Annotated in this window: 21 protein-coding genes and 1 tRNA gene; 17 read left to right on the top strand and 5 right to left on the bottom strand. The window is 70.3% G+C overall.

Annotated elements, in window-relative coordinates; genetic code table 11:
- The first annotated feature begins 69 nt into the window (after window positions 1–69).
- The 11 genes from mmsA to serA all read left to right on the top strand — a co-directional run bounded on the left by mmsA (window position 70) and on the right by serA (window position 13,067).
- The gene (gene mmsA, locus ABD733_RS04375; protein ID WP_344793801.1) at window positions 70–1,623 is read left to right on the top strand and encodes a multiple monosaccharide ABC transporter ATP-binding protein; all 1,554 of its coding nucleotides are present in this window, start codon (window positions 70–72) and stop codon (window positions 1,621–1,623) included.
- Complete coding sequence (mmsB, locus tag ABD733_RS04370) at window positions 1,607–2,845, top strand: multiple monosaccharide ABC transporter permease (protein WP_344793800.1); 1,239 nt, start codon at window positions 1,607–1,609, stop codon at window positions 2,843–2,845. Before mmsA ends, mmsB begins: the two co-directional genes overlap by 17 nt.
- A 115-nt stretch (window positions 2,846–2,960) precedes the next feature.
- Window positions 2,961–3,791, top strand: coding sequence for a hypothetical protein (locus ABD733_RS04365; RefSeq protein ID WP_344793799.1), 831 nt, complete (start codon window positions 2,961–2,963; stop codon window positions 3,789–3,791).
- Window positions 3,792–3,843: 52 nt separating this feature from the next.
- Window positions 3,844–5,619 (top strand): dihydroxy-acid dehydratase, encoded by a 1,776-nt coding sequence (ilvD, locus tag ABD733_RS04360; RefSeq protein WP_425552858.1) that lies wholly within the window; start codon window positions 3,844–3,846, stop codon window positions 5,617–5,619.
- Window positions 5,620–5,699: 80 nt separating this feature from the next.
- Window positions 5,700–7,535 (top strand): acetolactate synthase large subunit, encoded by a 1,836-nt coding sequence (locus ABD733_RS04355; protein ID WP_425552891.1) that lies wholly within the window; start codon window positions 5,700–5,702, stop codon window positions 7,533–7,535.
- Entirely contained in the window at window positions 7,532–8,038 is a 507-nt protein-coding gene (gene ilvN / locus ABD733_RS04350) for an acetolactate synthase small subunit (protein ID WP_344793797.1), read from the top strand. The genes ABD733_RS04355 and ilvN overlap by 4 nt, the downstream gene beginning before the upstream one ends.
- Before the next feature lie 31 nt (window positions 8,039–8,069).
- A complete protein-coding gene (gene ilvC / locus ABD733_RS04345) occupies window positions 8,070–9,095 on the top strand; it encodes a ketol-acid reductoisomerase (RefSeq protein WP_344793796.1) in 1,026 nt (341 codons plus the stop codon).
- Window positions 9,096–9,206: 111 nt separating this feature from the next.
- Window positions 9,207–10,397, top strand: a complete 1,191-nt coding sequence (locus tag ABD733_RS04340) for a mannitol-1-phosphate 5-dehydrogenase (RefSeq protein ID WP_344793795.1) — start codon at window positions 9,207–9,209, stop codon at window positions 10,395–10,397.
- Entirely contained in the window at window positions 10,394–10,852 is a 459-nt protein-coding gene (locus tag ABD733_RS04335; protein WP_344793794.1) for a hypothetical protein, read from the top strand. Before ABD733_RS04340 ends, ABD733_RS04335 begins: the two co-directional genes overlap by 4 nt.
- Window positions 10,849–11,232 (top strand): hypothetical protein, encoded by a 384-nt coding sequence (locus tag ABD733_RS04330; RefSeq protein ID WP_344793793.1) that lies wholly within the window; start codon window positions 10,849–10,851, stop codon window positions 11,230–11,232. Before ABD733_RS04335 ends, ABD733_RS04330 begins: the two co-directional genes overlap by 4 nt.
- Before the next feature lie 245 nt (window positions 11,233–11,477).
- Window positions 11,478–13,067 (top strand): phosphoglycerate dehydrogenase, encoded by a 1,590-nt coding sequence (gene serA, locus ABD733_RS04325; RefSeq protein WP_344793792.1) that lies wholly within the window; start codon window positions 11,478–11,480, stop codon window positions 13,065–13,067.
- A gap of 94 nt (window positions 13,068–13,161) precedes the next feature.
- Here serA and ABD733_RS04320 read toward each other — a convergent pair whose 3' ends face one another.
- Complete coding sequence (locus ABD733_RS04320; RefSeq protein WP_344793791.1) at window positions 13,162–13,410, bottom strand: DUF6458 family protein; 249 nt, start codon at window positions 13,408–13,410, stop codon at window positions 13,162–13,164.
- Between the two features lie 115 nt (window positions 13,411–13,525).
- Here ABD733_RS04320 and ABD733_RS04315 point away from each other — a divergent pair, with 115 nt between their 5' ends.
- On the top strand, window positions 13,526–14,638 hold the full coding sequence (locus ABD733_RS04315; RefSeq protein WP_344793790.1) for a 3-isopropylmalate dehydrogenase: 1,113 nt from the start codon (window positions 13,526–13,528) through the stop codon (window positions 14,636–14,638).
- A gap of 9 nt (window positions 14,639–14,647) precedes the next feature.
- Entirely contained in the window at window positions 14,648–15,754 is a 1,107-nt protein-coding gene (locus ABD733_RS04310) for a branched-chain amino acid aminotransferase (protein ID WP_344793789.1), read from the top strand.
- 126 nt (window positions 15,755–15,880) lie between these two features.
- Here ABD733_RS04310 and ABD733_RS04305 read toward each other — a convergent pair whose 3' ends face one another.
- Complete coding sequence (locus ABD733_RS04305) at window positions 15,881–16,522, bottom strand: MBL fold metallo-hydrolase (protein WP_344793788.1); 642 nt, start codon at window positions 16,520–16,522, stop codon at window positions 15,881–15,883.
- Window positions 16,523–16,653: 131 nt separating this feature from the next.
- Here ABD733_RS04305 and ABD733_RS04300 point away from each other — a divergent pair.
- Window positions 16,654–16,726 (top strand) — tRNA-Glu (locus ABD733_RS04300).
- Window positions 16,727–16,811: 85 nt separating this feature from the next.
- Here the strand turns inward: ABD733_RS04300 and ABD733_RS04295 are convergent.
- The 3 genes from ABD733_RS04295 to ABD733_RS04285 are packed head-to-tail and all read right to left on the bottom strand — an operon-like array spanning window position 16,812 to window position 20,585.
- A complete protein-coding gene (locus ABD733_RS04295; RefSeq protein ID WP_344793787.1) occupies window positions 16,812–17,252 on the bottom strand; it encodes a hypothetical protein in 441 nt (146 codons plus the stop codon).
- Between the two features lie 37 nt (window positions 17,253–17,289).
- Complete coding sequence (locus ABD733_RS04290) at window positions 17,290–18,924, bottom strand: outer membrane protein assembly factor BamB family protein (protein ID WP_344793786.1); 1,635 nt, start codon at window positions 18,922–18,924, stop codon at window positions 17,290–17,292.
- 53 nt (window positions 18,925–18,977) lie between these two features.
- Entirely contained in the window at window positions 18,978–20,585 is a 1,608-nt protein-coding gene (locus tag ABD733_RS04285) for an outer membrane protein assembly factor BamB family protein (RefSeq protein ID WP_344793785.1), read from the bottom strand.
- A 109-nt stretch (window positions 20,586–20,694) separates the two neighbouring features.
- Between ABD733_RS04285 and leuC the strand changes: the two genes are divergently transcribed.
- From leuC to murA, 3 genes are read left to right on the top strand one after another with little or no spacing between them, the layout of a single operon-like run.
- Entirely contained in the window at window positions 20,695–22,173 is a 1,479-nt protein-coding gene (leuC, locus tag ABD733_RS04280; RefSeq protein ID WP_344793784.1) for a 3-isopropylmalate dehydratase large subunit, read from the top strand.
- Window positions 22,173–22,799: a 3-isopropylmalate dehydratase small subunit gene (gene leuD / locus ABD733_RS04275; protein WP_344793783.1), complete on the top strand. Its 627-nt coding sequence runs from the start codon at window positions 22,173–22,175 to the stop codon at window positions 22,797–22,799. Before leuC ends, leuD begins: the two co-directional genes overlap by 1 nt.
- Entirely contained in the window at window positions 22,799–24,166 is a 1,368-nt protein-coding gene (gene murA / locus ABD733_RS04270; RefSeq protein WP_344793782.1) for a UDP-N-acetylglucosamine 1-carboxyvinyltransferase, read from the top strand. The genes leuD and murA overlap by 1 nt, the downstream gene beginning before the upstream one ends.
- Window position 24,167: the final 1 nt, after the last annotated feature.

Genomic DNA, 24,167 nt, shown 5'->3' with positions numbered 1-24,167 from the left:
CGGCGGGGCGGCGGCCGATCGGCCGCCGCCCCGTCTTCCCTGTCCACTCCCACGAAAGAGGAGACACACGTGGCGAACACCATCCTCGAGATGCGTGACATCACCAAGACCTTCCCGGGCGTGAAAGCCCTGCAGAACGTGTCGCTCGAAGTCGAGCGCGGGCACGTCCACGCGATCTGCGGCGAGAACGGCGCGGGCAAGTCGACCCTCATGAAGGTGCTCTCGGGCGTCTACCCGTCGGGCAGCTTCGACGGGCAGATCCTGCTCGAGGGGACCCCGGTCGACTTCAAGAGCATCAACGACTCCGAGGCCGCGGGCGTGGTGATCATCCACCAGGAGCTCGCCCTCAGCCCGTTCCTGTCGATCGCCGAGAACATCTTCCTCGGCAACGAGCGCTCCAAGCGCGGCTTCATCGACTGGAACGACACCAACCTCGAGGCGGCCAAGCTCCTCGCCCGCGTCGGTCTCCGCGACAACCCGGTCACGAAGATCGTCGACATCGGCGTCGGCAAGCAGCAGCTGGTCGAGATCGCGAAGGCGCTGTCCAAAGAGGTCAAGATCCTGATCCTCGACGAGCCGACGGCAGCCCTCAACGACGACGACTCCGCCCACCTGCTCGACCTGATCAAGAGCCTCCAGGCCCAGGGGATCACGTCGATCATCATCAGCCACAAGCTGAACGAGATCAAGGCGATCGCCGACAAGGTCACGATCATCCGCGACGGGCAGACGATCGAGACGCTCGACATGCACGCCGACGAGGTCTCGGAAGACCGCATCATCAAGGCGATGGTCGGACGCGACCTCGAGAGCCGCTACCCCGAGCACGAGTCGTCCATCGGCGAGGAGCTCCTGCGGATCGAGGACTGGACCGTCCACCACCCGCTCGACGCCTCCCGCGAGATCGTCCACCAGGCGAACCTCAACGTCCGCGCCGGCGAGATCGTCGGCATCGCGGGCCTCATGGGTGCCGGCCGCACCGAACTCGCGATGAGCGTCTTCGGTCACAGCTACGGGTCGAACATCTCCGGGACCGTCTACAAGCGCGGCGTGCCGATCAAGACGAACACCGTCTCGAACGCCATCAAGAACGGTCTGGCGTACGCCACCGAGGACCGCAAGCGCTACGGCCTCAACCTGATCGACGACATCAAGCGGAACGTCTCCGGCTCAGCGCTCGGCAAGCTCGCCCGCGGCGGCTTCGTCGACGCGTCGAAGGAGACCACCGTCGCCGAGGGCTACCGCAAGAGCATGAACATCAAGGCGCCCAGCGTCTCGGTGCTCACCGGCAAGCTCTCCGGCGGCAACCAGCAGAAGGTCGTCCTGTCGAAGTGGATGTACTCCGACCCGGAGGTCCTCATCCTCGACGAGCCGACCCGCGGCATCGACGTCGGCGCCAAGTACGAGATCTACACGATCATCAACCGGCTGGCCGACCAGGGGAAGGGCGTCATCGTCATCTCCTCCGAGCTGCCCGAGCTGCTCGGCATCTGCGACCGCATCTACACCCTCTCGGAGGGCCGCATCACGGCCGACGTCCCGCGCGACGAGGCCACCCCCGAGCAACTTCTGAAGTACATGACCCAGGAACGGGAGAAGCCCATCAATGAGCGCGACATCTGACCTCAAATCGCCCCGTCAGGACCTCGTCCCGGGCAAGCAGCCGGGTGCCCTCGGCACTGCCGCCAGGTACCTGACCGGCCAGCTGCGCCAGATCGGGCTCTTCATCGCCCTGATCGTGATCGTGCTGTTCTTCCAGATCACGACGAAGGGCATCACCCTCGCGCCGATCAACGTGTCGAACCTGGTCATCCAGAACAGCTACATCCTGATCCTCGCGATCGGCATGGTGATGATCATCATCGCCGGTCACATCGACCTGTCGGTCGGCTCGGTCGTCGCCTTCATCGGCGCCATGTCGGGCGTGATGATCACGCAGTGGGGCCTGCCCTGGTGGGCGGCCATCATCCTGTGCCTCATCCTCGGCGCGCTCGTCGGTGCGTGGCAGGGCTTCTGGATCGCCTACTTCGGCATCCCGGCGTTCATCGTCACGCTCGCGGGCATGCTCGCGTTCCGCGGTGCGGCTCAGATCGCCCTGCAGAACCAGCAGATCTCGCCGTTCCCGGCGCCGTTCCGCGCGCTCGGCTCCGGCTTCCTGCCGACCTTCGGCACCTCGGGCTACGAGCCGCTGACCCTGGTCATCGGCGCCGTCGCCGCGATCGCGATCGTGCTGAGCGGCTTCCGCGGCCGCGCCGTGCGCCGCAAGTACGAGCTGGAGGACGAGCCCTTCGCCTGGTTCATCGTCAAGATGGCCTTCACCGTCGCGCTCGTCGTCTACGTCGCGTTCCTGCTGGCCAGCTACAGCGGCACGCCGATCGTCCTCGTCGTGCTCGGTGCGCTCGTCGTCATCTACGCGTCGGTCATGCGCAACTCGGTGTTCGGCCGTCACGTCTATGCGATCGGCGGCAACCTGCAGGCGGCGTCGCTGTCGGGCGTGAAGACGAAGCGGGTCACCTTCCTGCTCTTCGTCAACATGGGCGTCATCTCCGCTCTCGCCGGCCTCGTGTTCACCGGCCAGCTGAACCTCGCCAGCCCGAGTGCCGGAAACGGCTTCGAGCTCGACGCCATCGCCGCGGTCTTCATCGGTGGCGCTGCCGTCACCGGCGGCATCGGCACCGTCCCCGGCGCCATCGTCGGTGGTCTGATCATCGGCATCCTGAACAACGGCATGTCGATCCTCGGCGTCGGCACCGAGTACCAGTCGCTGATCAAGGGCCTCGTGCTCCTCGCGGCCGTCGCGTTCGACGTGTTCAACAAGCGTCGCGCGGCCAGCTCGGTCAAGTAGCGGCATCCAGCACCGCACCTCCTCGCACCCCCTCGCGGCGCAGGATCCCCATCACACCGGGGTTCCCACGCCGCGAGGGGGTGCGGCTTCTTCTGCAGCGGCCTAGGGTTGCGGCATGGGCGGCCTCACCGGTGCGAGCAGCCCGCGCGGCAGCGCTGCGCGGGACGACCGGCGGCGCGCGCTCGAGGCGCGGCTGTACGGAGGAGAGCCGGTCACCTCCGAGGAGCTGGCCGAGCTGCGGAGCCTCGTGGCGCCGCGGACGTCCGGGTCCTTCGAGCGTGGGGCGGATCCTGCGCCGGACCTCTTGGACGACTCGGACCTCTCCGACGCCGAGCCGACCCGAGCCGTGGCCGAGCCGGTGCGCTTCCGGCCGGGGCGGGCGTGGCTGGCGGCGGCCGCAGTGGCCGTCGTGGTCGCCGGGCTCGCCGGAGCCGGCGTCTCGGCGAGCATCGCAGCAGCCGGGGCCCGCGCCGGGTCGGGTGCGGGCGAGGAGACGCCGGTGCCGACCAGGGGCGCCTCGTCTCCGGCCACCGGCATCACGTCGGGCGCCGTCGCCGACGCCCTGGGGGAGGAGTACTTCGATCAGCCCCAGTCGCCCGGCGACCGGCCCGACGTCGTCCTGCCCGCGATCGACCCGTCGACGACGAGGCGCGTCCTGGCCCAGTGGGGCCAGCAGGACGGCGAGGCGGGCGTCTGGGTGGCGCGCGGCCGCGACCACTCGTTCTGCCTCATCATGAGCGTCGGCTCGACTCGCGGCGCCAGCTCGTGCACGCCCCTGAAGGACGCGGCGGCGACCGGCGTGAGGCTCGACCTCGTGACCGCGGGCGGCGGCTCGATCACGGCGACCTGGAACCTCGCGGCCGGGCTCCTCGAGCTGTCGCCGTTCCCGGCCAGCGACACCACCGACTCCATCACGCCTCCTCCGGTGGCGACGCCGGCACCCTGACGGCGGGTGCGCGGTGTCCGGAACGGCGACACCGACGCCCTAAACTGGCGCCATGCCTGCAGAAGAGCGCACCCCGTCCGGCGCCGACGCCGCGACCACCGAGGCGACGACCATCGACGCTCGGCCCATCGACGCTGTGCCGATCGACATCAAACCCCGCAGCCGCGACGTCACCGACGGCGTCGAGGCGACCACGTCGCGCGGCATGCTCCGCGCCGTCGGCATGGGCGACGAGGACTGGGACAAGCCGCAGATCGGCATCGCCTCGTCCTGGAACGAGATCACCCCCTGCAACCTGTCGCTCAACCGCCTCGCGCAGGGCGCCAAGGAGGGCGTTCACTCGGGCGGCGGCTACCCGCTGCAGTTCGGCACCGTCTCGGTCTCCGACGGCATCGCGATGGGCCACGAGGGCATGCACTTCTCGCTCGTCTCGCGCGAGGTCATCGCCGACAGCGTCGAGACCGTCATGATGGCCGAGCGCCTCGACGGCTCCGTCCTGCTGGCCGGCTGCGACAAGTCGCTCCCGGGCATGCTGATGGCAGCCGCCCGCCTCGACCTGGCCAGCGTGTTCCTCTACGCCGGTTCGGTCGCGCCGGGCTGGGTGAAGCTGAGCGACGGCACCGAGAAGAACGTCACCATCATCGACTCGTTCGAGGCGGTGGGCGCGGCGAAGGCCGGCACCATCTCCGCGGAAGACCTCCACGCCATCGAGTGCGCGATCGTCCCGGGCGAGGGCGCCTGCGGCGGCATGTACACCGCCAACACGATGGCCTCCGTCGCCGAGGCCCTCGGCATGAGCCTCCCCGGCTCCGCGTCGCCGCCCTCCGCCGACCGCCGCCGCGACTACTTCGCCCACCGCTCCGGCGAGGCCGTCGTGAACATGCTGCGCCTCGGCATCACCGCCCGCGACATCCTGACCAAGGAGGCCTTCGAGAACGCCATCGCCGTCGCGATGGCCTTCGGCGGCTCGACGAACGTGGTGCTGCACCTCCTGGCCATCGCCTACGAGGCCGAGGTCGACCTGACCATCGACGACTTCAACCGGATCGGCGACAAGGTCCCGCACATCGGCGACCTCAAGCCGTTCGGCGAGTACGTGATGAACGACGTCGACCGCCACGGCGGCGTGCCCGTCGTCATGAAGGCGCTGCTCGACGCGGGCCTCCTGCACGGCGACTGCCTCACCGTCACCGGCAAGACCGTCGCCGAGAACCTCGCCGAGATCAAGCCGAAGGCCCTCGACGGCACCGTCCTCCGCACGCTCGACAACCCGATCCACCCGACCGGCGGCCTGACCGTCCTCAGCGGCTCCTTCGCTCCCGAGGGTGCCGTCGTCAAGACGGCCGGCTTCGACGCCGACGTCTTCGAGGGCCCCGCCCGAGTGTTCGAGCGCGAGCGCGCCGCCATGGACGCCCTCACCGAGGGCCGAATCTCGAAGGGCGACGTGGTGGTCATCCGCTACGAGGGCCCGAAGGGCGGCCCCGGCATGCGCGAGATGCTCGCCATCACGGCGGCCATCAAGGGCGCGGGTCTCGGTCGAGATGTACTACTCTTGACGGACGGACGATTCTCAGGCGGCACAACCGGCCTGTGCATCGGCCACATAGCACCCGAAGCGGTCGACGCAGGTCCGATCGCCTTCGTGCGCGATGGTGATCTGATTCGGGTCGATATCGCTGCTCGCTCACTCGACCTACTCGTCGACGAGGCTGAGCTTGACGCTCGCCGTGACGGCTGGGCACCTCTCCCGCCCGTGTACACCCGCGGAGTCCTCGCCAAGTACGCCCGGCAGGTCCGCTCCGCCGCGGAAGGTGCCGTCACGTACTGACGCACCGCGAGCGGTCCACTCGTTCACCACCAGCTACAAGGGAATCGGCACCGATGCCTCCAGAAGCAAGCCCCCTGCCCATGGCGCCCGCGCGCGCCCGCCAGACGACACCCGAGGTGCTGACCGGATCCGGCGCGATCCTGCGGTCCCTCGAGAAGCTCGGCGTCACCGACGTCTTCGGGCTTCCCGGCGGCGCGATCATCCCGTTCTACGACGAGCTGATGGCGTCGAAGACGATCCGCCACATCCTGGTCCGCCACGAGCAGGGCGCCGGCCACGCGGCCGAGGGCTACGCCGCGGCGTCCGGCCGGGTCGGCGTCGCCATCGCCACCTCCGGGCCCGGCGCGACGAACCTCGTCACCGCGATCGCCGACGCCTACATGGACAGCGTCCCGCTGCTCGCCATCACCGGCCAGGTCTTCTCGACGCTGATGGGCACCGACGCGTTCCAGGAGGCCGACATCGTCGGCATCACGATGCCGATCACGAAGCACTCCTTCCTGGTCACGAAGCCCGAAGACATCCCGGCCACGCTCGCCGCGGCCTACCAGATCGCCTCCACGGGTCGTCCCGGCCCCGTGCTCGTCGACATCACCAAAGACGCCCAGCAGAACTCCGCCCCGTTCGTCTGGCCCGAGACCGTCGACCTGCCCGGCTACCGCCCCATCACCAAGGCGCACGGCAAGCAGATCACCGCGGCCGCGCAGCTCCTGGCCGACGCCGAGCGGCCGATCTTCTACGTCGGCGGCGGCGTCATCCGCTCAGAGGCCTCGCGCGAGCTCCTCCGCCTGGCCGAGGCCACGGGCGCCCCGGTCGTCACCACGCTCACCGCCCGCGGCGCGTTCCCCGACTCCCACCGCCAGCACCTCGGCATGCCGGGCATGCACGGCACCGTCCCCGCCGTCCTCGGCCTCCAGGAGAGCGACCTGATCGTCGCCCTCGGAGCCCGCTTCGACGACCGGGTGACCGGCAAGGCGGAGCTCTTCGCGCCCGACGCCAAGGTCGTGCACGTCGACATCGATCCGGCCGAGATCTCCAAGATCAGGATCGCCGACGTGCCGATCGTGGGCGACGCCCGCGAGGTCATCCTCGACCTGACCGCCGCCTTCGCCGACGTCGCAGGCGGCGGCAGGCCCGACCTGACGGCCTGGTGGGAGCGCCTCGACTCGCTCCGCGCCGAGTTCCCGCTCGGCTACGCCGAGCCCGACGACGGCCTGCTCTCGCCGCAGAAGGTCATCCAGCGCATCGGTCAGCTGACCGGCCCGGAGGCCGTCTACGCCTCGGGCGTGGGCCAGCACCAGATGTGGGCCGCGCAGTTCATCGAGTACGAGCGCCCCAACTCCTGGCTGAACTCCGGCGGCGCCGGCACCATGGGCTACTCCGTGCCCGCCGCCATGGGGGCGAAGGTGTCGCAGCCCGACCGCGTGGTCTGGGCGATCGACGGCGACGGCTGCTTCCAGATGACCAACCAGGAGCTCGCGACCTGCGTCATCAACGACATCCCGATCAAGGTCGCGATCATCAACAACTCGTCGCTCGGCATGGTGCGCCAGTGGCAGACCCTGTTCTACGAGGGCCGTCACTCCTTCACCGACCTCAACACCGGTCACGAGACCCGGATGGTCCCCGACTTCGTCAAGCTCGCCGACGCGTACGGAGCCCTCGGCATCCGGGTGCGTCGCGAAGACGAGGTCGACGCGGCGATCAAGCTCGCGCTCGAGACGAACGACCGCCCGGTCGTCATCGACTTCGTCGTCAGCCGCGACGCCATGGTCTGGCCGATGGTGCCCCAGGGGGTCTCGAACTCCCTGATCCAGCACGCGCGCGAGCTCGCTCCCGAGTGGGACGACGAGGCGCCGGGCACGAGCGCCACCGACACCACCCGCGACGGCGACATGACCGGAGAACACGCATGAGCCACGTCCTCTCCCTGCTCGTCGAAGACAAGCCGGGTCTGCTGACCCGTGTCGCCGGGCTGTTCGCCCGCCGCGGCTTCAACATCGAGTCCCTCGCCGTCGGCAAGAGCGAGATCGCCGGCCTCAGCCGCATCACCGTCGTCGTCGACGTCGAGGAGCTGCCGCTCGAGCAGGTCACGAAGCAGCTCAACAAGCTCATCAACGTGATCAAGATCGTCGAGCTCGACTACTCGCAGTCGGTGCAGCGCGAGCACATGCTGATCAAGGTCCGCGTCGACAACGTCTCGCGCTCCCAGGTGCTCGAGGCCGTCACCCTGTTCCGGGCGAGCGTCGTCGACGTCTCGACCGACGCGCTCGTCATCGAGGTCACGGGCGACACGGGCAAGACCAACGCCCTGCTGCGCGTGCTGGAGCCCTACGGCATCAAGGAGATCTCGCAGTCCGGCCTCCTCGCGATCGGCCGCGGTGCCAAGAGCATCACCGACCGCGTCTTCAAGAACTAGAACCGAACACTCAACAAGGAGAACCACGAACGTGACTGAAATCGTCTACGACAGAGATGCCGACCTCTCGATCATCCAGGGCAAGAAGGTCGCCGTCATCGGCTACGGCTCGCAGGGTCACGCGCACGCGCTGAACCTCCGCGACTCCGGCGTCGAGGTCGTCGTCGGCCTGCAGGAGGGCTCGAAGAGCCGTCCGAAGGCCGAGGAGGCGGGCTTCACCGTCAAGACCCCCGCCGAGGCGGCTGCCTGGGGCGACGTCATCGTGGTCCTCGCTCCCGACCAGGTCCAGCGTCACGTGTACCGCGACGACATCGCACCGAACCTCGAGGCCGGCAACGCCCTCGTCTTCGGCCACGGCTTCAACATCCGCTTCGGCTACATCGAGGCTCCCGAGGGCATCGACGTCGTCCTCGTCGCCCCGAAGGGCCCGGGCCACACCGTCCGCCGCGAGTTCGAGGCCGGCCGCGGCGTCCCCGTGATCGTCGCCGTCGAAGAAGATGCCTCAGGATCCGCCTGGGCTCTCGCGTGGTCGTACTCCAAGGGCATCGGCGGCCTGCGCGCCGGCGGCATCAAGACCACCTTCACCGAGGAGACCGAGACCGACCTGTTCGGCGAGCAGGCGGTGCTCTGCGGCGGCACCTCGCAGCTGATCCAGTACGGCTTCGAGACCCTCACCGAGGCCGGCTACCAGCCGCAGATCGCCTACTTCGAGGTGCTCCACGAGCTCAAGCTCATCGTCGACCTGATCTGGGAGGGCGGCCTCGCCAAGCAGCGCTGGTCGGTCTCCGACACGGCCGAGTACGGCGACTACGTCTCGGGCCCCCGCGTCATCACGCCCGACGTGAAGGAGAACATGAAGGCGGTCCTCGCCGACATCCAGTCCGGTGCCTTCGCCAAGCGCTTCATCGACGACCAGGACGCCGGCGCCCCCGAGTTCAAGGCGCTCCGCAAGAAGGGCGAGGAGCACCCGATCGAGGCCACCGGCCAGGAGCTCCGCGCGCTCTTCGCCTGGAAGCAGCAGGACTCCGACTACGTCGACGGCAGCGCCGCGCGCTGACCTCTGCACACACGTGCGCCGCTGGCCGGCGAACGTCACAGAAGGGCCTCACTTTGCCGTGGGGCCCTTCTCCGTGTCGAGCCGAACGAGAGGGTCTGGCATGATCGGAGGATGGCTTTGAGCAAGAAGGCAGTGCATTTCGGCGCCGGAAACATCGGGCGCGGGTTCGTCGGCCAGTTCCTCCACGCCAGCGGTCTCGAGGTCGTGTTCGCCGACGTCGACGCCGCTCTGATCAGCGCTCTCCGCGAGCGGCCGTCGTACCAGGTCCACGAGGTCGGGGGCGCTCAGCCCGGCACGCTCGACCGCGTCACGACGGTCACCGGCTACCGCGCGGTCGACAACCGCCTGCAGGTCGACGAGGTGGTGCGCGAGATCGCGACGGCCGACGTCGTCACCACCTCCGTCGGGCCCCGGATCCTGCCGTCCCTCGCCTCGACCATCGCCCGCGGGCTCTCGCAGCGCCGCGCCGACCTCCCACCCCTCGTGGTCATCGCGTGCGAGACCGCCATCGGCGCCTCGACCACCCTGGCCGGCTTCGTCCGCCAGAGCCTCGACGACGACGACGCCTTCGCCCGCGCGGTCTTCGCCAACTGCGAGATCGACCGCATCGTGCCGGAGCAGTCGTCGGACCTCGACGTCACCATCGAGTCGTTCGCCGAGTGGATCATCGAGACCGGCCCGTTCCGGTCCCGCGAAGACGCCGTGCGCCCCTCGATCGACGGGGTCACCTGGGTCGACGACCTCGCGCCGTTCATCGACCGGAAGCTCTTCACCGTCAACACCGCTCACGCCACGGCCGCGTACTACGGCTGGTCGCGGGGCATCGGCAGCGTCCGCGAGGCCCTCGCCGAGCCCTTCGTCCACGCCGAGGTCCTCGCGGTCCTGGCCGAGACGAAGGCCCTCCTCGTCGCCAAGTACGGCATCGACCCCGACGAGCAGCAGGCGTACATCGAGAAGAACCTCGAGCGCATCGCCAATCCGCACCTCCCCGACACCACCGGCCGCGTCGGGCGCAACCCGCTCAGCAAGCTCAGCCGCCACGAGCGCCTCGTCGGCCCCGCCTCGCAGCTCGCCGAGCGCGGTCTCCCCGCCGACGCCCTGGTGCGCGCCGTCCGCGCGGCGCTCGACTTCGACGTGCCCGACGACGTCGAGAGCCGGGAGCTCCAGTCGCTCCTCCGCGCGGGAGCCGGCGACGAGCTCCTCACCGAGACGCTCACCGGGGTGTTCCCCGGGCACCCGCTCTTCCCGCGCCTCGTCGCCGTGATCGGCGAGAAGGTGCGCTCCTGCCGGGTCGCGGCGTGACCCGCGACGCCCGAGGCGACGACTCCCGCGCGACGACCCACGACGACTCCGACGAGGAGGCGCTCAGCTGGGGGCCGGTCGGCAGCGACACGAGCTACCTCGAGACGCCGGTCGACGACACGCCGGCCGCCGCGTCCGACTCTGACGACGACGACGAGCTGCCCGAGGGGGTCATGAGCTCGACCATGCTCGTCGTCCACGGCGTGTTCGGCGCGATCCTGCTGCTCTTCACGATCGCCTGGCTCAAGTCGATCGGCAACGTCGCGCCGTCGTTCGACTCGGGGCTGGCCTCCGCGATGTGGACCCTCGGCACCTGGCTGGCCGTGGCCGGTCCTGCGATCTGGTTCGTCGGCACGATCCTGCTGACGACGTCGTCACGAGCGCGGGTCGTGTCGTTCGTGATCGGCGTCGTCGTCCTGGTGCCGTGGCCCTTCCTGATCGGAGTCCTGTCGTGACCACCGCCGAGATCGAGAAGCCACCCGTCGAGACGCCGCCGCGCCTGGCTGCATCGCTCGCGCTGTGGATCGTGTCCGGGCTGGTCTTCGCCTGGAGCGTCTACGCGGCCGTCGGCAACCTCGTCCAGGTCCCCGCCCAGTTCGAGGCCTACCGCGACTTCGTCACGAAGGGCGGGGCGCCCGAGCTTGCGAAGGGCGTGCCGTGGGCCGCCCTCGTCGCGACCCTCGTCGTCCCGGTCATCGGGTGGCTCGTGGCCTGGCGCCTCGGTCGACGCCGCGGCCTCGCCCAGCGCGTCCTCCTCTTCGTCATCGCCTGGGCCGCCGTCAGTGCCCTGACCGTGAGTCTCACGGCGTACGTGTTCCAGGTGTCGTCTCTCTAGCGTCGTCACTCCAGCCGTCGTGGCTCCAGCCGTCGTCGCTTGAGCAGATCGGCGGCCAGCGCGGCCCGGCGGCGTGGCTCCGGCAATATGGTCCGGCTCGCCTGGGCATGCACTGCGGATTCCCAGGTTCGGGCCTCCTCGAGGGTCTGCGGCCCGGGGGAGGACCGCGGCCGCAACTAGGGTGAAACGCGTGCCCGCGCTCTGCTCGCGGGCCCCTCCCAGCCCGCACCAGAGTTAGGACCACCGTGGCCAAGCCGATCGTGTTGATCGCCGAAGAACTCTCACCCGCCACCGTCGACGCCCTGGGGCCCGACTTCGACGTCCGGAACGTCGACGGCACCGACCGCGAGGCGCTGCTGGCAGCCCTCGGCGACGCGAACGCTATCCTGGTCCGCTCGGCGACGAAGGTCGATGCCGAGGCCATCGCGGCAGCGCCCGACCTCCAGGTGATCGCCCGGGCCGGCGTCGGCCTCGACAACGTCGACATCAAGGCCGCGACGAACGCGGGCGTCATGGTCGTGAACGCGCCCACCTCGAACATCATCTCGGCGGCGGAGCTGACCGTCGGGCACATCCTGAGCCTCGCCCGGCACATCCCCGCCGCCCACAGCGCCCTCGCGCAGGGGCAGTGGAAGCGCTCGAAGTACACCGGCGTCGAGCTGTACGAGAAGACCGTCGGCATCATCGGGCTGGGCAGGATCGGCGCCCTCATCACCGCGCGCCTGCAGGCCTTCGGCATGAACATCGTCGCCTTCGACCCCTACGTCACCCCGGCTCGCGCCCAGCAGCTCGGCGTGACGCTCCTGAGCCTCGACGAGCTCCTCGAGACCTCCGACTTCATCACGATCCACATGCCCAAGACCCCGGAGACCACCGGGATGATCTCGACCGAGCAGCTCGCCCGGATGAAGCCGACCGCGTTCATCGTCAACGTCGCCCGCGGCGGCCTGATCGACGAGGACGCCCTGCTCCACGCCCTCTCGAACGACGTCATCGCCGGCGCCGGTCTCGACGTGTTCGTGTCCGAGCCGCCCACGAACGTCGACCTCCTCGCGCTCCCGAACGTCGTCGTCACCCCGCACCTCGGCGCGTCGACCGACGAGGCCCAGGAGAAGGCCGGCGTCTCGGTCGCGAAGTCGGTGCGCCTCGCCCTCGGCGGCGAGCTGGTGCCCGACGCGGTGAACGTCGCCGGCGGCGTCATCGACGAGTACGTCCGCCCGGGCATCGCGCTCGTCGAGAAGCTCGGCCAGGTCTTCGCGGGCCTCGCCGACAGCCCGCTCACGACGATCGACGTCGAGGTGCACGGCGACCTGACCGAGTACGACGTCAGCGTCTACAAGCTGGCGGCCCTCAAGGGCGTGTTCTCCGACGCCGTGCAGGAGACCGTGAGCTACGTCAACGCGCCGATCCTGGCGGAGCAGCGCGGCGTCACGGTGCGCCTGCTGACCGACGCCGTCTCCGACGAGTACCGCAACATCATCACGATCCGTGGGGCTCTGGCCGACGGTCGCCGCATCTCGGTCTCGGGCACCCTGACCGGCCAGAAGCAGGTCGAGAAGATCGTCGAGATCAACGGGTACGACGTCGAGGTGCCGCTCGCGAAGCACCACATCGTGATGCTCTACACCGACCGCCCCGGCATCGTGGCCGTCTACGGCAAGGAGTTCGGCGAGGCCGGCATCAACATCGCCGGAATGCAGATCGCCCGGACCGCCGCCGGCGGCACGGCGCTCAGCGTCCTCACCATCGACAGCCCCGCGCCCGAGGGCCTGCTCGAGAAGGTGCGCCGCTCGATCGACGCCGACGTCATGCAGGAGATCGACGTCACGCTCTAGCGAACGCGGCCCGCTCCGGCTCCCGACCAGAAAGACGGCTCCCGACCACGAGTGATCGTGGTCGGGAGCCGTCTTCGCGGTCGGGGGAGGTGACTCAGATGTCGCTGTCGGTGCGGCGGCGCGTGACGCGCTGGCCCGACTCGGGGTCGATGGAGGTGGCGGAGGTCGACGTCGTCGACCGGCGGCGCAGCGTGAACGCGAGGCCCAGGATGAACACCACGACACCGGCACCCATGAGGATGTACCCGATCAGGTGGATGTCGATCCCCCCGACCTGGAACTGCAGGGCGAAGGCGAGGATGGCGCCGATGACGAACAGGGCGATTCCGGATCCGATACTCATGCCTGAACCGTAGCCCTGTTCCGGTGCTGCGGCCGACCCCCGTCCGGGGCGAGCCTCCTGGCGCAGGATCACGCCGCTAGGCTTGTCCTCACGAAGCCACGTTGAAGGAGCCTTCATGAGCCGCACGATCAGACTCGCCAGCATCCCGGGCGACGGGATCGGGCCCGAGGTCGTGGCCGAGGCTCTCAAGGTGCTCCGCGCCGTCACCGACGGCAGCGACGTCGCCTTCGACGTCACCGAGTTCTCGCTCGGCGCGGCGCGCTTCACGGCGACCGGCGACATCCTGACCGAGAGCGACCTCGAGGCGATCTCGTCGCACGACGCGATCCTCCTGGGGGCGGTCGGCGGCGATCCGCGCGATCCTGCGCTCAAGGGCGGCATCATCGAGCGGGGGCTCCTCCTGAAGCTCCGGTTCGCGCTCGACCACTACGTCAACCTCCGCCCGACGAAGGTGTACCCGGGCGTCGCGTCGCCGCTGTCCGACCCGGGCGCCGTCGACTTCGTCGTCGTCCGCGAGGGCACCGAGGGCCCGTACGTCGGCAACGGCGGCTCGCTCCGCACCGGCACGCCCCACGAGATCGCCAACGAGGTCAGCGTCAACACGGCGTTCGGCGTCGAGCGCGTGGTCCGCTACGCGTTCGAGCTCGCGCAGAAGCGCCCGGCGCACCGCCTGACGCTCGTGCACAAGACGAACGTCCTCGTCTTCGCCGGGTCCCTCTGGCAGCGGACCGTCGACGCGGTCGCCGCGGAGTACCCCGAGGTCGCGGTCGACTACCAGCACGTCGACGCCGCGACCATCCACCTGGTCGCCGATCCTGCTAGGTTCGACGTCATCGTCACGGACAACCTCTTCGGCGACATCCTCACCGATCTGGCCGGCGCGATCAGCGGCGGCATCGGACTGGCAGCCTCGGGCAACATCAACCCCGACGGCGCCTTCCCCAGCATGTTCGAACCGGTGCACGGCTCCGCTCCCGACATCGCCGGCCAGCAGAAGGCCGATCCGACGGCGGCGATCCTCTCGACGGCGCTCCTCCTCGACCACCTCGGTCTCCCCGACGAGGCGGCCAGGGTGACGAGGGCCGTGGAGGTCGATATTGAGGGTCGCGCCTCGGCCGGCTCGTCGGACGCCGGCGCGGCGAACCCGGCAGGCCGGGCCAGGACGACGACCGAGATCGGCGACGCGATCGCCGCGGCCGCCTCGAGTCTCGCCACCTCTTCTCGATAGGACGCTCTGATGACCACGACGAACGACACGTTCCCCCTCCACTTCGACTTCACCCCCTCGGCCGCCGCCCGCGCCGACGCCGAGCGCGAGGCCGTCCTCGCCGACCCCGGCTTCGGCAGGCACTTCACCGACCACATGGTGTCGATCGAGTGGACCACCGAGGAGGGCTGGCACGACGCGAAGGTCGTCCCGTACGGCCCCCTCGTCCTCGACCCGGCGGCCTCCGTCTTCCACTACGCGCAGGAGATCTTCGAGGGCATCAAGGCGTACCGCCACGCCGACTCGTCGATCTGGACCTTCCGCGCCGATGCCAACGGACGCCGCCTCCAGCGGTCGGCCGCCCGCCTCGCGCTGCCCGAGCTCAGCGTCGACGACTTCGTCGAGTCGCTCAAGCAGCTCGTCAGCGTCGACCGCGACTGGGTGCCCAGCGCGCCCGAGACGAGCCTGTACCTCCGGCCCTTCATGATCGCGACCGAGTCGTTCCTCGGGGTCCGCGCCGCTCACCGCGTCGGCTACTACGTCATCGCGAGCCCCGCGGGCGCCTACTTCCCGGGCGGCGTCGAGCCCGTCTCGATCTGGCTGTCGACCCAGTACTCGCGCGCCGGCAAGGGCGGCACGGGGGCTGCGAAGACCGGCGGCAACTACGCCGCGTCGCTCCTCCCGCAAGAGGAGGCGTACGCCAACGGCTGCTCGCAGGTGCTGTTCCTCGACTCGGTCGACACGACCTACATCGAGGAGCTCGGCGGCATGAACGTCGTCTTCGTGAAGCGCGACGGCACGCTGGTCACTCCGGCGTCCGACTCGATCCTCGAGGGCATCACGCGCGACTCGATCCTGCAGCTCGCCGAAGACCGGGGCCACCGGGTCGAGCGTCGCCGCGTGAGTCTCGAGGAGTGGCGCGAGGGCGTCGCCTCGGGCGAGATCGTCGAGGTGTTCGCCTGCGGCACGGCGGCCGTGGTCGTGCCGATCGCCGAGCTCAAGGGCGACGGTCTCTCCATCGTGTCGCCGGTCGCCGGGCCCGACTCGCTGACGCTGTCGCTCCGCGCCGAGCTCACCGACATCCAGTACGGCCGTCGCCCCGACCCGCACGGCTGGCTCACGCGCCTCGACGCCTGAGCATCCCGCTCGTCACCGACGCAGAAGGCCCCCGATCCGCGCAGGATCGGGGGCCTCGCTGCTCCCACCGGGGCAGGCGCCCGGCTCGGGCGGCTCAGATGAAGAGCGACTCAGATGAAGGGCGACTCAGACGTCGAGCGACTCGCCGGGCTGCAGGACGACGGACGTGCCGGAGACGCTCTCGGTCGCGGCCTTGATGCGGTCGGCGTGCATCGCGAAGCCGGGCTCCGAGAGGGTCTTCTCGTGGACCGGGAAGCTCCGGGCCGGCTTGACCTCGGCGACGTAGTCGATCGCCTCGCCGATCTTCAGCCAGGGGGCGCCGACGGGTGCGGCGAGGACCTCCACCGGGAAGGTCGGCACGGTGAAGGCGTCGCCCGGGTAGAACAGGCTGCCGTTGACGAGGACGCCCGTGTTGTCGATCACCGGGATGCTGGAGTGGATGACCGCGTGGGTGGTCCCGGCGAAGCGGAGTGTGAAGGGCCCGACCTCGACGGTGTCGCCGTCGGCGACGGTGGTCGCCTCGATGCTCTCCTCGGACAGCGCCGCGACGACTCCCGACGGGCCGAGCACGACGGCGTCGGGATTCGTCTGCAGGATGCCCTTCAGCTGCTCGGGCGTCCAGTGGTCGGCGTGCGCGTGGGTGACGACGACGGCGTCGACGTCGGTGGTGTCGGCGAGGGAGCGCGTGAAGCTCCCGGGATCGATGATGAGGCGGCGTCCGGCCTCGTCGACGACGAGGGCGGCGTGCTCGTATTTGGTGACTCGCATGGGCTCAGACTACGCGCGGCGAGGCTCCGCGCTCCCGGCTGGGCGGGCCTCCTGACGGTCTGGCAAGACACGAGCGTCGCTCGATTTGTAGCGCCTCGTCCCGTGTGGCATACTCGACGAGTCGCAAAAACGGCCCCATCGTATAGCGGCCTAGTACGCTGCCCTCTCACGGCGGTAACACCGGTTCGAATCCGGTTGGGGTCACGATACGGAACGGCTCTCCTTCGGGAGGGCCGTTCCGCATTTCCGGGCTCGCGCCGATGTGCGCTGGTCGCCTCGGACGCCGGCCTCAGACGCCGGGCTCCGGCCGCGACTCGTGGTGCCGAGCACCGCGGGTGCGCCGGGCCTCCTTCATCTCCGACTCGAAGATGTGCCGCCGCCCGCCGACGAGCTCGTCGCGCGCCGCCTGCTCCGCCTCGCGGAACGGGCCGTAGTACGAGGCGTCGAAGTCCTCCACGATCTGGAACGTCCAGCGCCCCTCGATGACGTTCCGGCCGACGATGTCCCGCTCGAGGCGGTCCGCCAGCTCGGTGTGCCCGGCGCTCCGGAACAGGTCGACGGCCTCGCCGAGCGCCAGGTCGGCCTGGCCGGTCATCCGGTGGAAGCCGTACAGGAAGCCCCGCGCGTTCTCGACCACCTCGAAGGCCTCGCTGAGTTTGCCGAGGGCCTCGACGGTGGCGTCGTCGACGCCTTCGGGACGGACGTGGTCGCTGTCGGGTCGTTCGCTCATGCCGCGAACCTACCCGCGGCCCCGAGCAGCCGCCCGCTCACCCGTCGAGCCGCCGCGCCAGCCCGTCTCGGCCCACGTCGATCAGGTGTCCTCCCCAGACCGACACCTGGAGTCCCGAGTCGTGCGTCCAGAGGCGGGCGCCGCTCGAGGCGTCGAGGGCGATGACGGTGGAGCGCGATCCTGCGATGCCGTACGCGAGGGCGTAGACGACGGTGTGGCCTGCGGCGACGACGTACGAGCCCACGGGAACGTCCGCCGAGAAGCGCTGGTGCCCGGTGCTGCCGGAGAGCGCGACGACCCTGGCCCGGTCGGTGGTCGACGCGGTGAAGACGTCGTCGGTGCGCTGGCCGACGGCGCTCCCGGCGTACGAGAAGGTCGAGACGCCGGTCGTCCACCGGACGGCCCCGGTGCGGTAGTCGAGGCAGCTCAGCCGGTCGGCGGCCCGGTTCGTGACCGCCAGGCAGGATCGCGTGAGCGAGTAGCTGCCGCGGAGGCCGAGGTCGGACGACCAGAGGACGCGGCCGTCGCGGTCGATGGCCGAGAAGCCGCCGGACGGCGTGGTCGTGACCCCGCTCCCGGTGGTGTGAGGGGAGTAGACGACGTCGTCGCGGACCGCGTAGCCGAGGGTGGTGTCGACCGGCGCGCCCCAGGCCCTCGGCACGCCCGTCGCCAGGGGGATCTGCACGGTGGCGGTGTCGCCGAGGAGCAGCCGGTCGCTGAGCGCGATCATGGTCGCCGTCTCGTTGCCCGGGCCCGTCCAGACGACGTGCGAGAGGTCGTCGACGTCGCGGAGCTCGTAGACGTAGCTCAGGCCGTCCGGGCTGAGGCGGCCCGTCGCCACCACGCGGCCGCCGGCGGTGAAGCGGTCCTCCTGCGACCAGGGCATCGCGCCGGTGCTCTCGAGCACCTGCCCGGTCCCGAGCGAGAGGCTCTCGACGACCGCCTGCGACGACGTGCCCGCGCGGATCAGGAGGCGGGACCCGTCGTCGACCACGGAGGTGGATGAGACCGCGACCCCGCCGGACGCGCTGAGGTCGGCGGCCACATCGTGGACCCACCGGACGTCGCCCGTCGCCGTGTCGAGGAGGGCGACCCGCGAGCGGAAGCCCTCCGGCACCATCGAGCACACCGGGTCGTCGACCGACCCGGTGTCGGAGGGGGAGTCGGCCCGGACGGCGACGAGATCCTGTCCGACGTCGACGCCGGTGAAGCGGAGGCACTCCGGCGGCGAGCCGGGAGCGAGGGTCGAGGCGAGGTCGACCGCCCAGGGGCTCGTCCTGGGAGCGCTGCGGAGGTCGTCGACGCGGATGCCCTGCCAGCCCGGGAGGGCCCCGTAGCTCGGCTGAAGGGCTGCCCCGACGGCGGTGACCGCGACGATCAGCGCTGCGAGGCCGGCATACGAGAGCAGGATGCGCCTCCCGCGTCCGATCCTCGCCCAGAGGCGGCGGAGGGAGCCGCGGGTCCTGCTGCCGGTCGGAGGTGGCCGTCGGCCGCCTGCGGTGAAGGTCGGCAGGTCGTCGCCGTCGGGCTCGGGCGCGCGCTCGGCCCTGTCGTGCTCCGCTCTGCCCCGCTCCACCCTGTCGCGCCCCGCCGCGGCCGCCCAGACGGAGGCGGGGGCGGGCGGCCGCGGGGGAGACCACTCCGGATCGACGGGCGGCGGGACCTCGTCCATCGAGCCTCCTCGCGCGACGGGAGCGGTGCCGACGGCTGCCGGTACCGCGGATCCTAGTCGCCGAGCACGAGAGGCGGATGCCCGCCGAGCTGCCGGGCGACCTGGTCCTTCCCGACGCTCACGAGCTGGCCGCCCCAGAGCTCCGTGTCGCCGTCGGCCTCGGCCGTGCGGGCCCAGAGGGTCCGGCCGGTGCGCATGTCGAATGCGGTGATCCCGGTGGCCGTCCCGGTCTCGCTCGAGGTCCGGAGGTAGCCCGTGGTGCGCGAGACGGCGACGATCTGCGACTGCGCGGGCAGCCGCAGCGCGTACTCGTGCCGACCGGTCGCGCCGTCGAGCATCAGGACCTCGATCTGGTTGCGGCTGCTCCGGTACACGGGAACGTCGTCTGTCGTCTGGCCGGGCAGGTAGTAGGCGTAGGCGAGCGAGCCGACGTCGGTCGTCCACCGCGTCCGGCCGTCGGAGCGGTCGAGGCAGGTCAGCTTCGTCGTCCCGGGGAGCGATGCGACGACGCAGTCGCGGGAGATCCCGGAGATGTCGCCGATCCCGCTCCGCGACCACAGCCGGCGCCCCGACGCGCTCCAGGCGGTGAGGATCTCCCCGCTGGTCAGGACGCGCGTGGTGTAGAGGCCGTCGTCGTCCGCCGCCGCGGTGGTGAGCGAGACGTCGCCGCCGCCGAAGTCGGTGATCCGGCCGGTCTCGCCGTCGATCCGGACCGAGCGGCCGTCGAGGGTCGTGAAGACGGCGCTCCGCGTCAGCCAGGGCGTCACGGCGTCGGGCAGGACGGCCGTCCAGAGGGGGTCGTCGAGGCGGCGCGCGTCGACGAGGGTCCAGACGGCCGAGCCCTCCCGGGAGCTGCTGCTCGAGTAGAGGACCAGCGTCCCGGCTGTCTCGGGGGCCTGGCCGACGGCGTCCCGCTCGAGATCGACCGACGCGGTGACCCTCCCGGTCGCGAGCGACAGGGTCGCCAGTCGGAATCCGCCGCCGACACTGGCCAGGACGAGCACGCGCGCGGCCTCCGGCACGAACGAGAGCTGCTGGACGGTGAGGTCGTCCCTGCTCGACGGGAACACCTGCCGGAGGTCGACCGTCCAGCGCACCCGTCCCGTCTTCCCGTCGACGAGCGCCAGCGTGGACTCCACCTGGGCGGTGGTCAACGACGAGCAGCCTGTGCTCGACCCGAGCGGCTGCCCCGCGCCCGTGAGCAGCACGTACCGTCCGCTCGACGGTGAGGAGGCGAACGAGACGCACCGGACCGGGACGCCGGGCAGGATGCTCCGAGCCAGGTCCGTCGTCCAGCCGCGGGCGTGCGGCGGCTGCCGGAGGTCCACCGCAGCGCTCTGACGGTACGGGGCGAGGCTGCCGTACTCGGGCGTCAGCGTGGCGCCGAAGCCCGTGATCGCGACGGTCGCCAGGGCGAGGGCGGCGAAGCCGGCGAGCACCGCGAGCCGGGGTCTCCGGCGCCACACCGGCGCCCTGCGCGCTCGCGGTGGCCGGGGCGCAGGATCCGCCCTCGGCCGACCCGTCGCCTCGCCCGGCGCGCCCGCCTGCTGCGGGGGCCCGACGGGGGAGGCCCCTCCCCAGGAGGAGGCGCCCCGCTGCGGCCGGGCCGGTGACCACTCGGCCATGCCCACCTCGCCCTCGGAGCCCACCGGTCGGGCCACCGGTCATGCTATTCCGCACTCTCCACAGACACCCGACGCGCCGGGAAACAATGCCGTAACACGGCGGTAGACTCGTTCGATCCGCTCACCATCGATGAAGGGAAGGCCTGTGCCTGAATCCTCGAGGGGCCGAACTCTGGCCGAAAAAGTCTGGGACGACCACGTGGTCGTCAAGGGTGCCGACGGCGCCCCCGACCTTCTCTACATCGACCTCCACCTCGTCCACGAGGTTACCAGCCCGCAGGCCTTCGACGGCCTCCGCCAGGCCGACCGCCCGGTGCGCCGCCTCGACCTCACGATCGCGACCGAAGACCACAACACCCCGACGCTCGCGATCGACCGGCCCATCGCCGACCTCACGAGCCGCACCCAGATCGACACGCTCCGGTCGAACGCCGCCGAGTTCGGCGTCCGGCTGCACTCGCTCGGCGACGCCGAGCAGGGCATCGTGCACGTCGTCGGCCCGCAGCTCGGCCTGACGATGCCGGGCGTCACCGTCGTCTGCGGCGACTCGCACACCTCGACCCACGGCGCCTTCGGCGCCATGGCGTTCGGGATCGGCACCAGCGAGGTCGAGCACGTCCTGGCCACGCAGACGCTGCCGCTCAAGCCGTTCAAGACCATGGCGATCACCGTCGAGGGCGAGCTCCGCCCGGGCGTCACCGCCAAAGACATCATCCTCGCCGTCATCGCGAAGATCGGCACCGGCGGCGGCCAGGGCTACGTGCTCGAGTACCGCGGCAGCGCCATCCGCTCCCTCTCGATGGAGGGGCGCATGACCATCTGCAACATGTCGATCGAGGCCGGCGCGCGGGCCGGCATGGTCGCGCCCGACCAGACGACCTACGAGTACCTCGAGGGCCGGCCGCACGCCCCCCGGGGCGACGACTGGGCGGAGGCCGTCGCGTACTGGGACACCCTTGCGACCGACGACGACGCCGTGTTCGACGCCGAGGTCTACCTCGACGCGTCCGCCCTCGAGCCGTTCGTGACGTGGGGCACCAACCCGGGGCAGGGCGTCTCGCTTTCCGAGAGCGTCCCCGATCCTGCGGCCGTCTCCGACCTCAACGAGCGCAAGGCCGCCGAGCGCGCGCTCGAGTACATGGACCTCGAAGCGGGCACCCCGATGAAGGAGATCGCGGTCGACGCCGTGTTCATGGGCTCCTGCACCAACTCCCGGATCGAAGACCTCCGTGCCTTCGCGTCGATCGTCCGCGGCCAGAAGAAGGCCGACGGCGTCCGCGTCATGGTCGTGCCGGGCTCCGCCCGCGTGCGGCTCGAGGCCGAGGCCGAGGGCCTCGACCGGGTGTTCACCGACTTCGGCGCCGAGTGGCGCTTCGCCGGCTGCTCCATGTGCCTCGGCATGAACCCCGACCAGCTCGCGCCGGGGGAGCGCTGCGCCTCCACCTCGAACCGCAACTTCGAGGGCCGGCAGGGCAAGGGCGGCCGCACCCACCTCGTATCGCCCCTCGTCGCCGCCGCCACCGCGATCCGCGGCACCCTCTCGAGCCCGTGGGACCTCGAGGCCGACGCCGTCTCCCGTGAGGCGAGCGACTCCGTCGAGTCGACCCTGGAAGGCGCGCTGTAATGCACAAGACGACCATCGTCACCGGCACGGCCGCGCCTCTGAAGCGCTCGAACGTCGACACCGACCAGATCATCCCGGCGGTCTTCCTCAAGCGGGTCACGAAGACCGGGTTCGACGACGCGCTGTTCCACGCCTGGCGTCAGGACCCCGACTTCGTCCTCAACCAGCCCGAGTACCAGGGCGCCAAGATCCTCGTCGCCGGTCCCGACTTCGGCACCGGCTCGAGCCGCGAGCACGCCGTCTGGGCACTCCGCGACTTCGGTTTCGAGGTCGTCCTGAGCCCCCGCTTCGGCGACATCTTCCGTGGCAACTCCGGCAAGCAGGGCCTCCTCGCAGCCGTCGTCGACGAGGCCGACATCGAGCGGATCTGGGCCGTCATCGACGAGAGCGTCGCCGCCGGGAAGGGTTCGCCCGAGATCACGGTTGACCTGCCCGAGCAGACCGTCCAGGTGAAAAGCGCCACGGGCGGCGGCCTCACGGTTTCGTTCGAGGTCGATGCTTACACTAAGTGGCGTCTCCTCGAGGGGCTGGACGACATCGCCCTGACCCTCCGCGACGAGGCCGCGATCACAGAATTCGAATCACGCCGCGCCAACTGGCGGCCCAAGACATTGCCGGTGAAGTAGTGAACTCCCTTGTCCAGGATGCAGCAGCAGCGGGGGCCCGCGTGGGCCTGAAGTCCGACGAGATCGTCATCCGAGGCGGCAAGCCGCTGATCGGCCGCATCGAGGTCCGCGGCGCCAAGAACCTCGCCACCAAGGCGATGGTGGCGTCCCTGCTCGGCGACACCCCGAGCATCCTGAAAGACGTCCCCGACATCTCCGACGTCAACGTCGTGCGCGGGCTCCTCTCGATCCACGGCGTCCGCATCACCGACCCGGCTCGCGGCGAGATGATCCTCGACCCGTCGAACGTCGAGGGCGCGCACTTCGCCGAGATCGACGCTCACGCCGGCTCGAGCCGCATCCCGATCCTGTTCTGCGGTCCGCTCCTGCACCGCCTCGGCGAGGCGTTCATCCCCGACCTCGGCGGGTGCCGCATCGGCGACCGTCCGATCGACTTCCACATGGACGCCCTCCGCGCGTTCGGTGCCATCGTCGACAAGTCGTACAACGGCATCCACCTGACGGCCCCCAACGGCCTCAAGGGCGCCGACATCGAGCTGCCCTACCCGAGCGTCGGCGCGACCGAGCAGGTGCTCCTCACGGCCGTGCTGGCCGAGGGCGTCACCGAGCTCCGGAACGCCGCCATCGAGCCCGAGATCATGGACCTCATCGCGATCCTGCAGAAGATGGGCGCGATCGTGAACGTCGAGCCGAACCGCGTCATCTTCATCGAGGGTGTCAAGTCGCTCCGCGGCTACACCCACCGCGCGATCAACGACCGCAACGAGGCCGCGTCCTGGGCCTCCGCCGCGCTGGCCACCAAGGGCGACATCTTCGTCGAGGGCGCCAAGCAGCAAGACCTCATGACCTTCCTCAACGTCTTCCGCAAGGTCGGCGGCGAGTTCGACGTCCACGAAGACGGCATCCGCTTCTACCACCCGGGCGGCGAGCTCAAGCCGGTCGTCATCGAGACCGACGTGCACCCCGGCTTCATGACCGACTGGCAGCAGCCGCTCGTCGTGGCGCTCACGCAGGCGCACGGCGTCTCGATCGTGCACGAGACGGTCTACGAGAACCGCTTCCAGTTCACCGAGGCGCTCAACGACATGGGCGCGAAGATCGTCGTGCACAAAGACGGCCTCAAGAACGTCGAGCGCCGCGTCGCGCGACGCGACTTCGAGCAGGCGGCCGTCATCACCGGTCCGACCGACCTCCACGGCGCCGACATCCGCGTGCCCGACCTCCGCGGCGGCTTCAGCCACCTCATCGCGGCGCTGACGGCCGAGGGGGAGTCGAAGATCACCAACGTCGGCATCATCGCCCGCGGCTACGAGCACTTCGTGGCGAAGCTGCGCAAGCTGGGCGCGGACTTCGACTTCGCCGGGTGAC

This window comes from Frondihabitans peucedani, from assembly GCF_039537585.1.
Classification (GTDB): Bacteria; Actinomycetota; Actinomycetes; order Actinomycetales; family Microbacteriaceae; genus Frondihabitans; species Frondihabitans peucedani.
This window is presented reverse-complemented; position numbering and strand designations above follow the sequence as displayed.

What these genes read in the sequence shown, in the direction of transcription:
- ilvN (WP_344793797.1), top strand. Translation starts at nt 7,532, where the DNA reads ATGAGCCACGTCCTCTCCCTGCTCGTCGAAGACAAGCCGGGTCTGCTG.
- ABD733_RS04340 (WP_344793795.1), top strand. Translation starts at nt 9,207, where the DNA reads ATGGCTTTGAGCAAGAAGGCAGTGCATTTCGGCGCCGGAAACATCGGG.
- ABD733_RS04315 (WP_344793790.1), top strand. Translation starts at nt 13,526, where the DNA reads ATGAGCCGCACGATCAGACTCGCCAGCATCCCGGGCGACGGGATCGGG.
- mmsB (WP_344793800.1), top strand. Translation starts at nt 1,607, where the DNA reads ATGAGCGCGACATCTGACCTCAAATCGCCCCGTCAGGACCTCGTCCCG.
- ABD733_RS04290 (WP_344793786.1), bottom strand. Translation starts at nt 18,924, where the DNA reads ATGGACGAGGTCCCGCCGCCCGTCGATCCGGAGTGGTCTCCCCCGCGG.
- ABD733_RS04305 (WP_344793788.1), bottom strand. Translation starts at nt 16,522, where the DNA reads ATGCGAGTCACCAAATACGAGCACGCCGCCCTCGTCGTCGACGAGGCC.
- leuD (WP_344793783.1), top strand. Translation starts at nt 22,173, where the DNA reads ATGCACAAGACGACCATCGTCACCGGCACGGCCGCGCCTCTGAAGCGC.
- ABD733_RS04320 (WP_344793791.1), bottom strand. Translation starts at nt 13,410, where the DNA reads ATGAGTATCGGATCCGGAATCGCCCTGTTCGTCATCGGCGCCATCCTC.
- ABD733_RS04365 (WP_344793799.1), top strand. Translation starts at nt 2,961, where the DNA reads ATGGGCGGCCTCACCGGTGCGAGCAGCCCGCGCGGCAGCGCTGCGCGG.
- ilvD (WP_425552858.1), top strand. Translation starts at nt 3,844, where the DNA reads ATGCCTGCAGAAGAGCGCACCCCGTCCGGCGCCGACGCCGCGACCACC.
- ABD733_RS04355 (WP_425552891.1), top strand. Translation starts at nt 5,700, where the DNA reads ATGGCGCCCGCGCGCGCCCGCCAGACGACACCCGAGGTGCTGACCGGA.
- ABD733_RS04310 (WP_344793789.1), top strand. Translation starts at nt 14,648, where the DNA reads ATGACCACGACGAACGACACGTTCCCCCTCCACTTCGACTTCACCCCC.
- ABD733_RS04295 (WP_344793787.1), bottom strand. Translation starts at nt 17,252, where the DNA reads ATGAGCGAACGACCCGACAGCGACCACGTCCGTCCCGAAGGCGTCGAC.